This is a genomic window from Massilia sp. BSC265 (assembly GCF_000740675.1).
In the GTDB taxonomy this organism is placed as follows: Bacteria; Pseudomonadota; Gammaproteobacteria; order Burkholderiales; family Burkholderiaceae_D; genus Telluria.
Window position 1 is genome coordinate 97,904 of the sequence record NZ_JPXI01000010.1, and the last position, 15,888, is coordinate 113,791.

Consider the following 15,888-nt stretch of genomic DNA (forward strand, 5'->3'; position numbering starts at 1 on the left):
TCGGATGGCCGCCGAGCCATCCCGGCGCTGTAAAATGGCGGGAGTCATTTACGATGAGTCCCCCATGTCCGACAAGCTCCTGTACTCCCTCGCCCGCCCGCTGCTGTTCTCGCTCGACGCCGAGCAAGCCCACAACCTGACCCTGCCGCTGCTGCGCCGCGCCACGGCACTCGGCCTGACCAAGCTGTCCAGCCGCCCGGCGCCGGACCCGCGCACGGTCATGGGCATCACCTTCCCGAACCCGGTCGGCCTGGCCGCGGGCCTGGACAAGGACGGCGCCTACATCGACGGCCTTGCCTCGCTCGGCTTCGGCTCGATCGAGATCGGCACCGTGACGCCGCGCCCGCAGGGCGGCAACCCGAAGCCGCGTATCTTCCGCCTGCCGCAGGCGCAGGGCATCATCAACCGCATGGGTTTCAACAACGGCGGTGTGGACGCGTTCGTGGCCAACGTGCAGGCCTCCCGCTTCTACCAGGACAAGCAGGGCGTGCTCGGCCTGAACATCGGCAAGAACGCCGACACCCCGATCGAGCGCGCGGCCGACGACTACCTCTACTGCCTGCGCAAGGTCTACCCCTACGCCAGCTATGTCACCGTCAACATCTCGTCGCCGAACACCAAGAACCTGCGCCAGCTGCAGGGCGAGTCCGAGCTCGACGCCCTGCTGTCGCAGCTGAAGGAAGAGCAGCTTCGGCTGGCGGACCAGCACAAGCGCTATGTGCCGGTAGTCCTGAAGATCGCGCCGGACATCGACGGCGACCAGGTGCGCAACATCGCCGGCGCCCTGCTGCGCCACAAGATCGACGGCGTGATCGCCACCAATACCACGCTCAGCCGCACCGCGGTGCAGGGCATGCAACATGGCGAGGAAGCGGGCGGCCTGTCGGGCGCGCCGGTGTTCGAACTGTCGAACACGGTGATCCGCCTGCTCAAAGCCGAACTGGGCGATGCGCTGCCGATCATCGGCGTGGGCGGCATCATGCGCGGCGAAGATGCACGCGCCAAGATCGAGGCCGGCGCGCAGCTGGTGCAGCTCTACACCGGTTTCATTTATGCCGGCCCGGCGCTGATCCGCGACGCGGCGGCCGCACTGCGCCGCTAATGGAAGCATCGAGGAAGAATCGAGGAAGCATCGACTAACACGCAGTCTTTCAGGAGCCGACATGAACGCATCCTTCCGTCCCCGCCGTTTCGACTTGATCGGCATCGGTGAGTGCATGGTGGAGTTTTATTCAGCCGAGCCGCTGGCAAGCGCATCCCAGCTGCAGCGCGCTTATGGCGGCGACGTCCTGAACGCGCTGGTGGCGAACCAGCGACTGGGCGGCAAAACCGGCTTCGTTACCAAAGTGGGCGACGACCCCTTCGGCAGTGGGCTGCTGGCCGCCTGGCGGCAGGAAGGAATCGACACCAGTCAGGCAGTCGAGCGTCCCGGCGACAACGGCGTGTACTTCATCTCGGTGGCCCCTAGCGGCGAGCGCGCCTTTACCTACCGCCGGCACGGCACGCCCGCGTCGCAACTGGCGCCGGAAGACCTCGATCCGGCCTACATCGCCTCGAGCCATTGGCTGCTCCTGTCCGGCATTACCCAGGCGCTCTCGCCGACTGCGCGGGCGGCGACACTGGCTGCCGCGCGCATTGCCCTTGAAGCCGGCGTGCGCATTGCCTACGACCCCAATTACCGGCCGCGCCTGTGGGCCCTGCACGGGGGTCTTCCTGCCGCGCGCGCCGCCTTTGACGAGATTGCACCGTTCGCGGAGTGGCTGCTGCCCAGCCATCCGGCCGACGCGGCGCTGCTGGGTGCGGAAGACGCACTGGAAGAGGACATGGACGCCGCCTTCGCGATGGCCGAACGCTTTGCCAGCCGTGCTCCAAATGTCGCCCTGAAATGCAGCGCAGACGGGTGCGTTCTGTCGAGCGCCGGGACGGTGCGCCACGTTGCGGGCGCCAAGGCGGACAAGGTGGTCGACACCACGGGCGCTGGCGACTGCTGGAACGGCAGTTTTCTATTCGGCCTGCAACAAGGCCAGACGATGGTGGATGCCGCCACCGAGGCCAATCGGCGTGCGGCGGCCAAGCTGGCTTATCGCGGCGCCATTCCACCGGCAGGCGTGATCAAGTAGGGATCACGCCACCGCCTGCAATGCCTTCTCGATGTCCGCCCGCGTGTACCCCTGGGCGAAGCGCTCGATGAAGTGGTAGGCATACGCCCGCAGGTAGGACCCGCGCCGCACGGCCAGACGCGTCACATTGGGAGCGAACAGGTGCGAGGCCTCGATCGCCCGCATTCCCTTGTCGCGACCGAGGTCGAAGGCCATCGAGGCCACGATCCCCACGCCCATCCCCAGCGACACGTACTGCTTGATGACGTCCGAGTCCATCGCGGTGAGCACGATGTCCGGCGCCAGCCCCGCTTCGACAAACGCGGCGTCGATGTGGCTGCGGCCCGTGAAGCCGACGTCGTAGGTGATGAGCGGATACTCGGCCAGGTCTTCCAGCCGCAGCGGCGTGCTCGATGCAAAAATCGGGTGGCCTTCCGGCGCCACGACCAGGTGGCTCCAGCGGTAGCACGGGAAGGACACCAGGTCCGGGAAGGCCGACAGGCCTTCGGTCGCGATGCCGATGTCGGCCTTGCCCGACAGGACCCATTCCGCGATGTGTTCCGGCGCGCTCTGCTGCAGCGCGATGCGCACGCCCGGGAAGGCGTTGCGGAAGGACTGCACCACCTGCGGCAGCGCATAGCGCGCCTGGGTGTGGGTCACGGCGACCGTCAGCGTGCCGCTGTCCTGGGCTGCGAACTCGGCGCTGGCCTGCTGCAGGTTCTCGGCCTCGACCAGCAGGCGCTCGACGATCTTGAGGATGCCCTTGCCGGGCGGCGTCAGGCCGGTCAGGCGCTTGCCGTTGCGTTCGAAGATCACGACCCCGAGCTCTTCCTCGAGCTCGCGGATCTGGCGCGACACGCCCGGCTGCGAAGTGAACAGCGCATTGGCAACGTCGGTCAGGTTGAAGTCACGGCGTGCGGCCTCGCGCACCGAACGCAGTTGCTGGAAGTTCATATTCCCGTTCCTCAGATACCTTCGCCGGCATCCACGAAGACTTCGATACGGCGCGGCTTGAGCACCAGGGTGTCGCCTTCCTTGAATCCCTGGCTCGAGAACAGCTCGTTCGGGATCACGGCCTCGATCAGCTGCTGGTTGTCGGCACGTTCGAGATCGAGCTGGGCGAGCGGACCGATCGCATGCGCGCGGCGCAGCTTGGCCACCACGCCATCGGCGCCCGGCGTATAGCGCGCGACGTCGAGCTCGTGCGGACGCACGTAGCCGATGCCCTCGCCATTACGCACAGCCGCATGCTCGGGCGCATGGAACTGCACGTCGCCGCTGGCCAGCACGCCTTCGTGGACGCGGCCATGGAACAGGTTGACGTTGCCGAGGAAGCCGTAGACGAAAGGCGAGGCCGGCTTGTTGTACACGGCGTCGGGCGTGCCGAGCTGCTCGACGCGGCCCTTGTTCATCAGGACCACCTGGTCGGCCACCTCCAGTGCTTCTTCCTGGTCGTGGGTGACGAAGATCGAGGTCACGTGCAGCTCGTCGTGCAGGCGGCGCAGCCAGCGGCGCAGTTCCTTGCGCACCTTGGCGTCCAGCGCGCCGAAGGGTTCGTCGAGCAGCAGCACGCGCGGCTCCACCGCGAGGGCGCGCGCCAGGGCGATCCGCTGGCGCTGGCCACCCGACAGCTGCGGCGGATAGCGGTCGGCGATCCAGTCGAGCTGCACGAGCTCGAGCAGCTGGCGTACCTTGTCGCGGATCTGCTGCTCGGACGGGCGCTCCTTGCGCGGCTTGACGCGCAGGCCGAAGGCCACGTTCTCGAACACGGTCATGTGCTTGAACAGCGCATAGTGCTGGAATACGAAGCCGACCTGGCGCTCGCGCACGTGGCGGTGCGAGGCATCCTGGCCGTCGAGCAGCACGGCGCCCGAATCAGGATGCTCGAGGCCGGCGATGACGCGCAGCAGGGTCGTTTTGCCGCAGCCGGACGGACCCAGCAAGGCGGTCAGCTGGCCGTCCGGGAACTGCAGCGATACGTCGTCGAGCGCGGTGAACTGGCCGAACTGTTTGCGGATGTGTTGGACTTCGATCGTCATGCTGCTAGCTCCGTTTGTCGTTCTGCGGCGGCTGCCTTGCGTACCTGGTGCAGGCGCCATTCGATAAAGCTCTTTACGGCCAGGGTCACCAGCGCGAGCAGCGCCAGCAGCGATGCGATCGCGAACGCGGCCGTGAAGTTGTATTCGTTGTAGAGGATCTCGACCTGCAGCGGCATGGTGTTGGTCTCGCCGCGGATGTGGCCCGAGACCACCGACACCGCGCCGAACTCGCCCATCGCACGGGCGTTACACAGGATCACGCCGTACAGCAGGCCCCACTTGATGTTCGGCAGCGTCACGCGCCAGAAGGTCGACCAGCCCGAGGCGCCCAGCACCAGCGCGGCTTCTTCCTCTTCGGTGCCCTGCTGCTGCATCAGCGGGATCAGCTCGCGCGCCACGAACGGGAAGGTGATGAAGATGGTCGCCAGCACGATGCCCGGCACCGCGAACAGGATCTTGATGTCGTGCGCGGCCAGCCACTCGCCGAACCAACCCTGGGCGCCGAACAGCAGCACGTAGATCAGGCCTGCGATCACCGGCGACACCGAGAACGGCAGGTCGATCAGGGTCAGCAGGATGCTCTTGCCCCTGAATTCGAACTTGGCGATGGCCCAGGCGGCGGCGACGCCGAACACGAGGTTTAGCGGCACCGAGATGCCGGCTGCGATCAGCGTGAGCTTGATGGCCGAGACGGCGTCCGGATCCTTGATCGATTCGAGGTAGACGTCCCAGCCGCGCTTGAGCGCTTCGGTGAACACGGCCGCCAACGGCACGAACAGGAACAGGGTCAGGAAGGTGAGCGCTACCCCGATCAGGAGGTAGCGGACCCAGTCCGGCTCCAGCACGTTGTTCTTCGAGCGGCGTGCAGGGGCAGCCGTCTTCGGGGCCGCGTTGATATTGTCGAGGACTGCGCTCATTTCTTCCCTGCCCGTTTGCGGGTCCACGCCTGCAGCAGGTTAATCGTCAGCAGCAGGATGAACGAGATGATCAGCATGACCACTGCGATTGCCGTGGCGCCCGCGTAGTCGTACTGCTCGAGTTTGGTGATGATGAACAGCGGCGTGATCTCCGAGACCATCGGCAGGTTGCCCGCGATGAAGATCACCGAGCCGTATTCGCCGGTGGCGCGCGCGAAGGCCAGCGCGAAGCCGGTCAGCAGCGCCGGCACGATCGAGGGCAGCACCACGCGCCAGAAGGTCTGCAGCGGCGAAGCGCCCAGGCTGGCGGCGGCTTCCTCGAGCTCGCGTTCGGCTTCTTCCAGCACCGGCTGCACTGTGCGCACCACGAAAGGCAGCCCGATGAAGGTCAGGGCCACCAGCACGCCCAGCGGCGTGAAGGCCACCTTGATGCCGAACTTGGCCAGCTGCTCGCCGATCAGGCCGTTGTGCGAGTAGAGGGCGGTGAGCGTGATGCCGGCCACCGCGGTCGGCAGCGCGAATGGCAGGTCGACCAGGGCGTCGATGATGCGCTTGCCCGGGAAGGTGTAGCGCACCAGCACCCAGGCCACGATGCCGCCGAAGATGACGTTGATGAAGGCGGCCAGCAGCGAGGCGCCGAAGGTCAGGCGGTAGGAGGCCATCACGCGCTCGGAGGTGACGGCGCTCCAGAACGCCTCCCAGCTCATCGTGAAGGTCTTCAGGAAGACCGCCGAGAGCGGGATCAGGACGATCAGCGCGAGGTAGAAAATCGTGAAGCCCAGCGAGATGCCGAAGCCAGGTATAACCCGGCCGGGGGATCTGCGTGGCGCACTGTGCGTTTGCACGTTCATGGAGGCCCTTATTACAAATTCTTCTAACGGGCTGCCATAATCTCACGCAGCCCTTATATTACAAACGAAACTTTTCTCATTTATATAGACGGTTTCGGCTATTAGGGCTTAGCAAAGGCTTCAGAAAACCAGCTTGGCCGCCACGCCGGTCAATGTCGTCGCCAGCAGGGCGCGCAGGAAACGTTCCGGCACCTTGCGCGCTGCCATTGCCCCCAGCGTGATGCCCGGCACCGAGCCCACGAGCAGGGTCAGCAGCAGCATCCAGTCGATCGAACCCAGCCACCAGTGGCCGAAGGCGGCGATGGCCGTCAGCGGCACGGCATAGGCGATGTCGGTGCCGGCCACCTCGGCCGGGCTCAGGCGTGGATACAGCATGACCAGCAGCGTGGCGCCGATCGCGCCGGCGCCGATGGAGGAGACGGTGACGAGCACGCCCAGTACCGCGCCGGACACGACGGTGGCGGTGGCAAGCGCCCTGCCCTGCAGCTGACGGGATGGATTGGCATTGACCCAGGCCAGCATGCGGGCGCGGAACAGCAGCGCGACCACGGTCAGCATCACGGAGCCGGCGATCGAATAACGGATGAGCTGGCCGATCTCGTCGTCGAGGCCGCCGAAGTATTTGAGCGCCAGCGTGGCCACCAGCGCGGCCGGCAAGGCGCCCAGGCACAGGCGGCCGACGATGTTCCAGTGGACAGTGCGGTTGAAGCGGTGGGTGACGGTACCGACACCCTTGGTGATGGAGGCGAAGGCCAGGTCGGTGCCGACGGCAACCGAGGGCGAGACGCCGAAGAGTAGCGTCAGCAGCGGCGTCATGAGCGAGCCTCCGCCCACGCCGGTCATTCCGACCAGCAGCCCTACTGCGAACCCTGCAATGATGTACGTCGTCGACATGCCTTTACCCCCAAGTTAAGGCACAGGGTAAGGGGACTCGGCAGTTCGGTAAACAACAGGTTTCTTATTTGCTTATGCGGCGATGGATGAGCTTGTAGGGCGGGCGGGGGAAAAGAGTCCAGTGGACTCTTTTCCGCCCACGCTACGAAAAGCGGTGACACATTGGGCTACAGTAACCCGTACGTGGATCACTTGTTCGGCTGCGGGGTCAGGCGCAGGTAAGGCCGCGGCGCCGTGTAGCCCTTGGGATACTTCTGCTCGATGACGGCCGGATCCTGCACGGTCAGCGGGATGATGACGTCGTCGCCATCCTTCCAGTTGCCCGGAGTGGCGACGGTGTAGCCGTCGGTCAGCTGCAGGGCGTCGATCACGCGCAGCACTTCGTCGAAGTTGCGGCCGGTGCTCATCGGGTAGGTGATCATCAGGCGCACCTTCTTGGCCGGGTCGATCACGAACAGCGAACGCACGGTGGCGGTGGCAGATGCTTCCGGGTGGATCATGTCGTACAGGGCGGACACCGACTTGTCGGCATCGGCGATGATCGGGAAGCCGACCACGGTCTGCTGGGTTTCTTCGATGTCCTTGATCCAGTCGCGGTGCTTGTCGGCCGGGTCGACCGACAGCGCGATCGCCTTGACGTTGCGCTTGTCGAATTCCGGCTTCAGCTTGGCGGTCAGGCCCAGTTCGGTCGTGCAGACCGGGGTGAAATCGGCCGGGTGCGAGAACAGCACCACCCAGGAATCGCCCGCCCACTCATGGAAGCGGATCTTGCCGATGCTGGAATCCTGCTCGAAATCGGGGGCGGTATCGCCGAGGCGTAAGGTCATCTCATTTCTCCATGTGAGTGGTTGCTACATCAACGCATAGTCTAAGAGCACTTGGCAGTTTAGCAAACGACGCGTTTGTTATTTGCTTGTTCCTCAATGCTGTTTAGAGAAAGCGGCTGTACAACACGACGGCCCAGGTAGCCGCCGCCAGCAACAGGGTCAGTGCCACCGCCGCGCTTCCCATGTCCTTCGCCACTTTCGACAGCGGATGGCGCTCGAGCGAGATGCGGTCGACGACGGCTTCGATGGCCGAGTTGATGATCTCGACGACCAGCACCAGGACCAGCACACCGATCAGGGCCAGTTTCTGGAAGCCCGACACCGGCAGCAGCAGGGCCGCCACGCTCGCGATGGCGATCACCACGATCTCCTGGCGGAAGGCAGCTTCGCTGCGCCATGCCCAGGCCAGGCCGTCCCAGGTGTTGCGGCAGGCGGCGAGGATGCGGGCGGCACCGCGCTTGGTCTTGAACTCGCTGGTCGATTGTTCCATTAGCTTGTCGAAATAAAATGCAGGACTGTCATTATGCCGCGCTTGCCCTTCCTTGCACACTGCAGCCCATCGGTTTGCATCCGCGTTTCACATCATGGTATAAAGGGACCAATACTGCACTGCACCAACCACATCATGAAAATGGAAACCCCAGAACTGGCGGCGGCAGGATCGGGATCATCAGCGGGCAAGACCTCGATCCAGGTGATCGAACGCATGATGGCATTGCTCGATGCGCTGGCCAATTATTCCGACCCGGTCAGCCTGAAGGAATTGTCGAAAGTCTCAGGCCTGCATCCCTCGACCGCGCACCGCATCCTGAACGACATGGTCGTCACGCGCTTCGTCGACCGTGTCGAGCCGGGCACCTATCGCCTCGGCATGCGCCTGCTGGAACTGGGCAACGTGGTGAAAAGCCGCCTGTCGGTACGCGAAGCGGCGCTCGACTTCATGCGCGCCCTGCACAAGAAAACCCAGCAGACCGTGAACCTGTCGGTGCGCCAGGGCGACGAGATTGTCTACATCGACCGCGCCTACTCGGAGCGCTCGGGCATGCAGGTGGTGCGCGCGATCGGCGGCCGGGCGCCGCTGCACCTGACCTCGACCGGCAAGCTGTTCCTGTCGATCGACGACGCCAAGGCCATCCGCGCCTACGCCACCCGCACCGGCCTGGCAGGCCACAACAAGAATTCGATCACCGACCTGGCCCGCTTCGAGCGCGAGCTGAGCCTGGTGCGCACGCGCGGCTATGCGCGCGACAACGAGGAGCTGGAATTGGGGGTGCGCTGCATGGCGGCCGGCATCCATGACGACAGCGGCAAGCTGGTGGCCGGCCTGTCGATCTCGGCCCCGGCCGACCGCCTGCAGGAAGAATGGCTGGAAGACCTGGTGCAGACGGCGTCCAGCATCTCGGCGACGCTGGGCTACCGCCCCGCTCCCGCGATTTGACCTTGTAGGGTGGGCGGGTCCTCCCGCCCACACGGTGATAGTTGGCAGCAAGATCATCCAGCGCGAGAGCGGAGCCATTGCGGATCCGCGTGGGCGGCATAGCCGCCCACCCTACGAAACCCGGTCAGTGCAGTGCCGGCGCCGCGGCGGTAGCGGTGCTGATGATCGGCATATCGGTATTCCCCAGCGTCCCGGGCGCCAGCACATCGAGCTTGCTGGGCGCGAGCGCTTCCAGGAAGCGGCGCACGCGGCCAGCATCGGCGGTACGTGACATCTTTCCCTTCGAATCCAGGAACACCATGATCACGTTGCGGCCGTGAATGGCTGCCTGCATCACCAGGCAGCGCCCCGCTTCGTTGATGAAGCCGGTCTTCTGCAAGCCGATGTTCCAGTCCGGCAGCGCCACCAGATAATTGGTGTTCGCGTAGCGCATCGGCCGGCCGCTCGCTGTCACAACCGAATTCGGCGTGGTGGAGTATTCTCTCAGCAGCGATTCCCGGTGGGCCGTGGCAACCAGGCGCGCCAGGTCGCGCGCGCTCGAGACGTTACGGCTCGACAACCCACTCGAATCGACGAAGTGCGTGTCCTTCATGCCCAGTTCGCGCGCCTTGGCGTTCATTGCGGCCACGAAGGCCCCGATGCCGCCCGGGTAGTGGCGTCCGAGTGCCGAGGCGGCGCGATTTTCCGAGCTCATCAGGGAAATGTGCAGCATCTCGCGGCGCGTCATGCGCGTGCCGACGGGCAGGCGCGAGCTGGAATATTTATGGCGGTCGACGTCGGCATCGGTGATGCGCAGCACCTCGTCGAGGTCCTGCCTGGCCTGCACCACGACCAGGCCGGTCATGAGCTTGGTGATCGAGGCAATCGGCAGGGCAATGTTGGCGTTCTTTTCGAACAGGACTTCCGCGCTGTTCTGGTCGAGCACGAAGGCGACGTTCGAACGCAGCGAGAGCGGATCCGGTGTGCGACGCAGGCCGGCGGCATCGCCGAAGGTGCGTGGATCGATCACGGGTACGGCGCCGGCAGCCTGGCGCACCACCTGGTAGGTGACCTTGCGCTTGCCGCGCACCATTTCCACGCGGCGCACCATGCGCTCGCGGTTGTCGTCGGCGATGGCCTGGGCCAGGTCCTGGCGCTTGCCGCGCACCGTCTTGCGGCTGGTGGCGCGCTTGTTCTTGACGACCTTTTTCTTGGCGGCCTTTGCCTTCTTTGATTTGGACTCGGCAGCGGCGCCGGCGCCCGCACCGGCGCCGGCCCCAGCAGCGTGGACGGGCTGGAGCGCAAACAGCAGCGAAACAACGGCAGCCAATGCAAGTTTGAACATCTGAAACCCTTCGGCGCAAACTGATGAGGTACGGAATGCAGTTTAGCGGAACGACGCTCGACCGCAAGCAAAAGAACACATTCCGCGCGGCAACATTCAAAACCGACAAGCCTTTACCAATCAAGTATTTACGCGCACATCGCCTCGCACCTTGATGTACGTTTATTCCATGAAGCGGGCGAACTGCCCGACCGGCTCGCGCTCGGTGACCAGCGAATTCTCGACCTTTTCCGGGTCTGCCCAGCCGAGTGCCATGCCGCACACCACCATTTCATTCTCCGGCAACCCGAGCTGCTGCGCAATCACGCGGTGATACTGTGTGAAGGCCGCTTGCGGGCAGGTGTCGAGGCCGCGGCCGCGTGCCGCGACCATGATGTTTTGCAGGAACATCCCGTAATCGAGCCAGGAGCCCTGTTCCATGATGCGATCGATGGTGAAGATCAGTCCGACCGGCGCGTCGAAGAAGCGGTAATTGCGTGCGTGCTGGGCCGCCATGCCTGCCTTGTTGTCGCGCGTGAGTCCCAGCAGCGTGTACAGATCCCAGCCCACCTTGCGGCGGCGGTCGACGTAGGGCGAGATCCACTCGCGCGGATAGTAGGCGTATTCCTCGGTGTGCCGGCTTGCCTGCTCCGGATCCCCATTCACCGCCAGGATCGCCTGGCTCAGCCGCTCACGCGCCTCCCCCGTCAGCACATACACTTTCCACGGCTGGGTGTTGGTGCCGGACGGCGCGCGTGCGGCCACGTCGAGGATACGCTCGATGTCGGCGCGCTCGACCGGCTTGTCCAGGAACGCGCGGATCGAGCGGCGCGAGGTGATGGCGGCGTCGACGGCTTCCTGCTGGGGGCTGTTGATCATGGGGTCTCCTTGGGTTTCTTGACGACGAATGCGACGCCCAGCACGGCCACCGCCATGCCGGCCAGTGCAAGCGGGCTGAAGGCCTCGCCGAACAGCAGCCAGGCCATGACGGCGGTGGTGGGCGGGGTCAGGTAGAGCAGGCTGGTCACTTCCGTGGCGCGGCTGCGCCGGATCAGGGTGAACAGCAAGAAGATCGCGCCGATCGACAGGGCGAAGATCGACCACAGCCAGGCGACGATAAAGTCCGTGCTCCAGGTGATGGTGGAGAAACGCGGGTCCAGGTCTTCGAGCACGATGGCCAGCGGCAGCAAGGCCACCACCGTGGCGGCGAACTGGATCACGGTGCCGGTGCGCAGGTCGAAGCCCGGGCAATAACGCCTCTGGTACATGGTGCCGGCCGTGATGCACAGCAGCGCGAACACACACAGCGCGATGCCGGCCGCCGTCAGCCCGGCCAGGTGCAGCTTGCTATACACCACCAGCAGCACGCCCGACAGGCCGAGCGCGAAGCCGAGCCACTGGCGCGGGCGTACCCGTTCGCCGATCAGGGGCGCGGCGGCCGCCGTGAGGATCGGCTGCATGCCGACGATCAGCGCGGTCAGCCCGGCCGGCATGCCGATCTTGATGGCGGCCCAGACGCCGCCGAGGTAGCCGGCCTGCAGCAGCAGTCCCGCAAGCGCGACGTGCAGGACCTGGCCGCGCGGCCAGGGTGCGCGCAGCATGAACACGACCGGCAGCAGCACGGCCAGCACGCCCAGGCAGCGCAGGATCACAAAGCTCAGCGGCGGCGCATACGGCAGGCCGAGCTTGGCGACGATGAAGCCGGTACTCCACAGGAACACGAACAGCAGCGGCACGGGCGAAAGCCAGGCGGGGGAAATCGAAGGCGTGCTTGTTCGGGTACGGAAAGACATGGAGTAAGCGCTGCTCGGCAGCTTGGTGAACGGCTTGGCGAAAATACAAGCCATCAGTCTAGCACGCTCGCGCGCGTGACTTTCGGTAGTTGTTGATAGCAAGATTCTTTGCGTCAAATCAACCTCAGAATCTTGAAATTTCTTGCAAACAATGCATTCAAGAAATTTATGCACACGAGATGGTGCGACGCGTCAAATTCGCTTGACTCGTTCGAAGACATGGTTGAAAATCCGTCCTGTTGCGGTGCACAAAAAAGAGTTTCGTTGAGCCTATACGAAGAAAACCTGCCTCACCGGTCCAAGCAACATTTCCATTAAACGCACTGAAATTGGAGAAACATATGTTTGCAATTCCTGAGCAGTTCTCGAATGCCACCAAAGCCAATCTGGAGTCGCAGTTCGCACTGATGTCCTCGCTGACCGCCAAGACCTTCGAAAGCATGGAGAAACTGGTCGAGCTGAACATCAGCACCGCCCGCAGCACCCTGGAAGAGTCGTCGAATGTCACCCGCCAACTGCTGAGCGCCAAGGACCCGCAAGAATTCTTCTCGGTCACCGCTTCGCAGGCCCAGCCGACCGCCGAGAAGGCCCTGTCGTACAACCGCCAGCTGGCCGCCATCGCCACCGGCACCGGCGCCGAGTTCTCGAAGGCCGCCGAAAGCCAGATCGTCGAAACCAACCGCAAGGTCATCGCCCTGGTCGACGAAGTGAGCAAGAACGCTCCGGCCGGTTCGGAAACCTTCGTTGCCGCCGTCAAGACCGTGATCAGCAACGCCAACGCCGGCTACGAGCAGTTCAGCAAGACCAGCAAGCAGGCTGCTGAAGCGATCGAAAACAACGTCAACGCAGCGGTGAGCCAGTTTTCGGCGACTGCTCGCAAGGCTACCGCTACTGCGACTGCTGCGACCCAGAGCGCTGCCGCCTAAGCTGCGACTGGTCAAATGAAAAAGCCGGGACTTGTCCCGGCTTTTTGTTTTTAGGGAGTTCCGTAGGGTGGGCGGGTTCCCCGCCCACCCTACGAACATCACTCCCCGAGATACGCCGCCTGCACCCGCGGATCGTTCAGCATGTCTGCCGCATTCCCCGTCATGGTCATGGCCCCGGACTCCATCACGTAGCCCCGGTGCGCCGCCTGCAGCGCCAGCTTGGCGTTCTGCTCCACCAGCAGGATCGTGATGCCCTGGCTCGACACGTCGCGGATCACCTCGAAGATCTTTTCCACCATGATCGGCGACAGGCCCATCGAGGGCTCGTCCAGCAGCAGCAGGGTCGGGTGGCACATCAGCGCGCGCGCCATCGCCAGCATTTGCTGCTCGCCGCCCGACAGCGTCCCCGCCAGCTGGCCTGAGCGTTCCTTCAGGCGCGGGAAGACCTCATACCATTTCTCGATGTCCGCCGCGATCCCCGCCTGGTCCTTGCGCGTGTAGGCGCCCATCAGGAGGTTCTCGTGGATCGTCATGCGGGTGAACACGCCCCGCCCTTCCGGCACCATGGCCAGCCTGCGCTGGACCATGCGGAAGGACGGCGTGCCGCGCAGCGGCTGGCCGAGGTAGCTGATCTCGCCCTCCACCCTGCACGGCGGGAGCGTGCCGGTGATGGCCTTCAGGGTCGTGGTCTTGCCGGCGCCGTTGGCGCCGATCAGGGTCACCAGCTCGCCCTTGTTCACTTCCAGGTCCAGCCCCTTCACCGCCTTGATGCCGCCGTAAGCGACTTTCAGGCCCGCTATTTTCAGGATGTTGTCTGTCATTGGTGCGCTCCGCCGAGATAGGCCTTGATCACGGCTTCGTTCTTCTGGATCTCGCTCGGGATGCCTTCGGCGATCTGCTTGCCGTACTCGAGCACGGTGATGCGGTCGCACAGGCCCATCATCAGCTTGACGTCGTGCTCGATCAGCAGCACGGTCTTGCCTTCGTTCTTGATTCTCAACAGCAGCTCGCGCAGGCCCAGCTTTTCGGTGGCGTTCATGCCGGCTGCCGGCTCGTCCAGCGCCAGCAACTGCGGGTCGGTGGCGAGCGCGCGTGCGATCTCCAGTCGGCGCTGGTCGCCGTAGGACAGGTACTTGGCCGTGCGATGGGCATACTGGCCGATACCGACGAAATCCAGCAGCTCCTGGGCGCGCGTGCGGATCGCCGCTTCTTCCTGGCGCGCCGCCTTGTGGCGCAGGATCGCACCGAGCACGCCCTGGCGGGTGCGCACGTGGCGGCCCACCATCACGTTCTCGAGGGCGCTCATCTCGCCGAACAAGCGGATGTTCTGGAAGGTGCGCGCGATGCCGGCCTTCGCCACCTCGTGCGGGGCCGAAGGCGAATACGGCTTGCCGGCCAGCTCAAAAGTGCCGCTGTCCGGCTGGTACAGGCCGGTGATCACATTGAAGAAGGTGGTCTTGCCGGCGCCGTTCGGGCCGATCAGGCCGTAGATCTGGCCGCGCTCGATGCGGATACCGACGTCGGTCAGCGCCTGCAGGCCGCCGAAGCGTTTGTTCACGCCGGCGATGTTCAGGATGATGTCCGTGCTCATGCCTTGGCCCCTTCCTCTTCTTCACGGGCCAGGGCGGCATTGGGACGATCTTCCCGGTTCGGCGAGGGCCACAGCCCGGCCGGGCGCACCAGCATGATCAGCACCAGCGCCAGGCCGTACAGCAGCTGGCGCAGCACCTCGGCCTCGATCACGACGGTGCCGAACAGCGCCTGCTGCGCCGGCTCCACCACGTGACGCAGCACTTCCGGCAGCGCCGCCAGCAGCACGCCGCCCAGCACCACACCCGGGATATGGCCGATCCCGCCCAGCACCACCATCGCCAGCACGGCGATCGATTCGGTCAGCGAGAAGGATTCCGGCGACACGAAGCCCTGGAAGGCGCCGAACATCGCGCCGGCCACGCCGCCGAACGAAGCGCCCATCGCGAAGGCCAGCAGCTTGACGTTGCGGGTGTTGATGCCCATGGCCTTGGCCGCTATCTCGTCCTCGCGGATCGCCACCCAGGCGCGGCCCAGGCGCGAATGCTGCAGGCGGCTGGTGACGAAGATGGTCACGATAGTGAGGAACAGGAACAGGAAGTAATAGGCGTTGACCGAGGGCATGGCGAAGCCGCCGATGTACACCGTGGCCTGCGAGCCTGCCTCGCCCGCCAGCGACACGCCGAACACGCGGATCGGGTCGATCATGTTGATCCCCTGCGGCCCGTTGGTGAAGTTGATCGGGTCGTTCAGGTTGTTCATGAAGATGCGGATGATCTCGCCGAAGCCCAGCGTGACGATGGCGAGGTAGTCGCCGCGCAGCTTCAGGGTCGGGGCGCCCAGCAGCGCGCCAAACAGGGCGGCGACCAGGGCCGCCAGCGGCACGATCGCCCACACCGACAGGTGGATGCCGTTCTGCTGGATCTCGGGCCCGAAGAAGCTGACCAAGGCTTCGCCCAGCGCCGGCGAGTAGTAAATCACCGATTCGAGCAGGGCCGCGAATTGCGGCGAGGAGAACAGGCCGACCAGGTAGGCGCCCACCGCGAAGAAGGCGATATAGCCCAGGTCGAGCAGGCCGGCGAAGCCGACCACGATGTTCAGGCCCAGCGCCAGCATGATGTAGAGCAGCGCGATGTCGATGATACGCACCCAGGAATTGCCGAACTGGGAGGCAACGAAGGGGAAGACCAGCATCAGGGCCAGCACGACCGCCATGCTGGCACGGGCCTGGCGCGGCTTGTGCTGGACGTCGAAAGTCAGGATTGCCATGG

17 protein-coding genes are annotated in these 15,888 nt (G+C 64.8%); 4 read left to right on the forward strand and 13 right to left on the reverse strand.

Translation table 11 applies throughout. The annotated features are described in order from the left end of the window. Positions 1 to 64: 64 nt before the first annotated feature. Entirely contained in the window at positions 65 to 1,102 is a 1,038-nt protein-coding gene (locus tag MA09_RS01310; protein ID WP_036244584.1) for a quinone-dependent dihydroorotate dehydrogenase, read from the forward strand. Between the two features lie 61 nt (positions 1,103 to 1,163). Further along, entirely contained in the window at positions 1,164 to 2,120 is a 957-nt protein-coding gene (locus MA09_RS01315) for a sugar kinase (protein WP_036244586.1), read from the forward strand. Positions 2,121 to 2,123: 3 nt separating this feature from the next. Here MA09_RS01315 and MA09_RS01320 read toward each other — a convergent pair whose 3' ends face one another. From MA09_RS01320 to MA09_RS01350, 7 genes are all read right to left on the reverse strand, one after another. Further along, complete coding sequence (locus MA09_RS01320) at positions 2,124 to 3,053, reverse strand: CysB family HTH-type transcriptional regulator (RefSeq protein ID WP_036244587.1); 930 nt, start codon at positions 3,051 to 3,053, stop codon at positions 2,124 to 2,126. Positions 3,054 to 3,064: 11 nt separating this feature from the next. Further along, positions 3,065 to 4,138, reverse strand: coding sequence for a sulfate/molybdate ABC transporter ATP-binding protein (locus MA09_RS01325; protein WP_036244589.1), 1,074 nt, complete (start codon positions 4,136 to 4,138; stop codon positions 3,065 to 3,067). Continuing rightward, positions 4,135 to 5,055, reverse strand: a complete 921-nt coding sequence (gene cysW, locus MA09_RS01330; protein ID WP_036244590.1) for a sulfate ABC transporter permease subunit CysW — start codon at positions 5,053 to 5,055, stop codon at positions 4,135 to 4,137. The genes MA09_RS01325 and cysW overlap by 4 nt, the downstream gene beginning before the upstream one ends. Further along, positions 5,052 to 5,906, reverse strand: coding sequence for a sulfate ABC transporter permease subunit CysT (gene cysT / locus MA09_RS01335; RefSeq protein ID WP_036244592.1), 855 nt, complete (start codon positions 5,904 to 5,906; stop codon positions 5,052 to 5,054). The genes cysW and cysT overlap by 4 nt, the downstream gene beginning before the upstream one ends. Before the next feature lie 120 nt (positions 5,907 to 6,026). Next, positions 6,027 to 6,800, reverse strand: a complete 774-nt coding sequence (locus MA09_RS01340; protein ID WP_036244593.1) for a sulfite exporter TauE/SafE family protein — start codon at positions 6,798 to 6,800, stop codon at positions 6,027 to 6,029. Positions 6,801 to 6,988: 188 nt separating this feature from the next. Continuing rightward, positions 6,989 to 7,627: a peroxiredoxin gene (locus MA09_RS01345; protein WP_036244595.1), complete on the reverse strand. Its 639-nt coding sequence runs from the start codon at positions 7,625 to 7,627 to the stop codon at positions 6,989 to 6,991. Positions 7,628 to 7,730: 103 nt separating this feature from the next. Next, entirely contained in the window at positions 7,731 to 8,117 is a 387-nt protein-coding gene (locus MA09_RS01350) for a diacylglycerol kinase (protein WP_036244596.1), read from the reverse strand. Between the two features lie 135 nt (positions 8,118 to 8,252). On the opposite strand from MA09_RS01350, the gene MA09_RS01355 reads away from it, so the two are divergent. Then, positions 8,253 to 9,065: an IclR family transcriptional regulator gene (locus MA09_RS01355; protein ID WP_036244598.1), complete on the forward strand. Its 813-nt coding sequence runs from the start codon at positions 8,253 to 8,255 to the stop codon at positions 9,063 to 9,065. A gap of 124 nt (positions 9,066 to 9,189) precedes the next feature. On the opposite strand, the gene MA09_RS01360 is transcribed toward MA09_RS01355, so the two are convergent. The 3 genes from MA09_RS01360 to MA09_RS01370 form a co-directional block, all read right to left on the reverse strand. Continuing rightward, positions 9,190 to 10,389: a serine hydrolase gene (locus MA09_RS01360; RefSeq protein ID WP_051933070.1), complete on the reverse strand. Its 1,200-nt coding sequence runs from the start codon at positions 10,387 to 10,389 to the stop codon at positions 9,190 to 9,192. 162 nt (positions 10,390 to 10,551) lie between these two features. Further along, the gene (locus MA09_RS01365) at positions 10,552 to 11,247 is read right to left on the reverse strand and encodes a nitroreductase (RefSeq protein WP_036244600.1); all 696 of its coding nucleotides are present in this window, start codon (positions 11,245 to 11,247) and stop codon (positions 10,552 to 10,554) included. After that, the gene (locus tag MA09_RS01370) at positions 11,244 to 12,161 is read right to left on the reverse strand and encodes a DMT family transporter (RefSeq protein WP_036244871.1); all 918 of its coding nucleotides are present in this window, start codon (positions 12,159 to 12,161) and stop codon (positions 11,244 to 11,246) included. Before MA09_RS01370 ends, MA09_RS01365 begins: the two co-directional genes overlap by 4 nt. Positions 12,162 to 12,502: 341 nt before the next feature. On the opposite strand from MA09_RS01370, the gene phaP reads away from it, so the two are divergent. After that, positions 12,503 to 13,087: a TIGR01841 family phasin gene (gene phaP / locus MA09_RS01375; protein WP_036244601.1), complete on the forward strand. Its 585-nt coding sequence runs from the start codon at positions 12,503 to 12,505 to the stop codon at positions 13,085 to 13,087. Between the two features lie 98 nt (positions 13,088 to 13,185). Here the strand turns inward: phaP and MA09_RS01380 are convergent, their stop codons facing one another. The 3 genes from MA09_RS01380 to MA09_RS01390 are packed head-to-tail and all read right to left on the reverse strand — an operon-like array spanning position 13,186 to position 15,886. Beyond that, positions 13,186 to 13,908 (reverse strand): ABC transporter ATP-binding protein, encoded by a 723-nt coding sequence (locus MA09_RS01380; protein ID WP_036244603.1) that lies wholly within the window; start codon positions 13,906 to 13,908, stop codon positions 13,186 to 13,188. After that, positions 13,905 to 14,678, reverse strand: coding sequence for an ABC transporter ATP-binding protein (locus MA09_RS01385; protein WP_036244604.1), 774 nt, complete (start codon positions 14,676 to 14,678; stop codon positions 13,905 to 13,907). Before MA09_RS01385 ends, MA09_RS01380 begins: the two co-directional genes overlap by 4 nt. After that, positions 14,675 to 15,886: an ABC transporter ATP-binding protein gene (locus MA09_RS01390; protein WP_036244605.1), complete on the reverse strand. Its 1,212-nt coding sequence runs from the start codon at positions 15,884 to 15,886 to the stop codon at positions 14,675 to 14,677. The genes MA09_RS01385 and MA09_RS01390 overlap by 4 nt, the downstream gene beginning before the upstream one ends. Between the last annotated feature and the right edge of the window lie 2 nt (positions 15,887 to 15,888).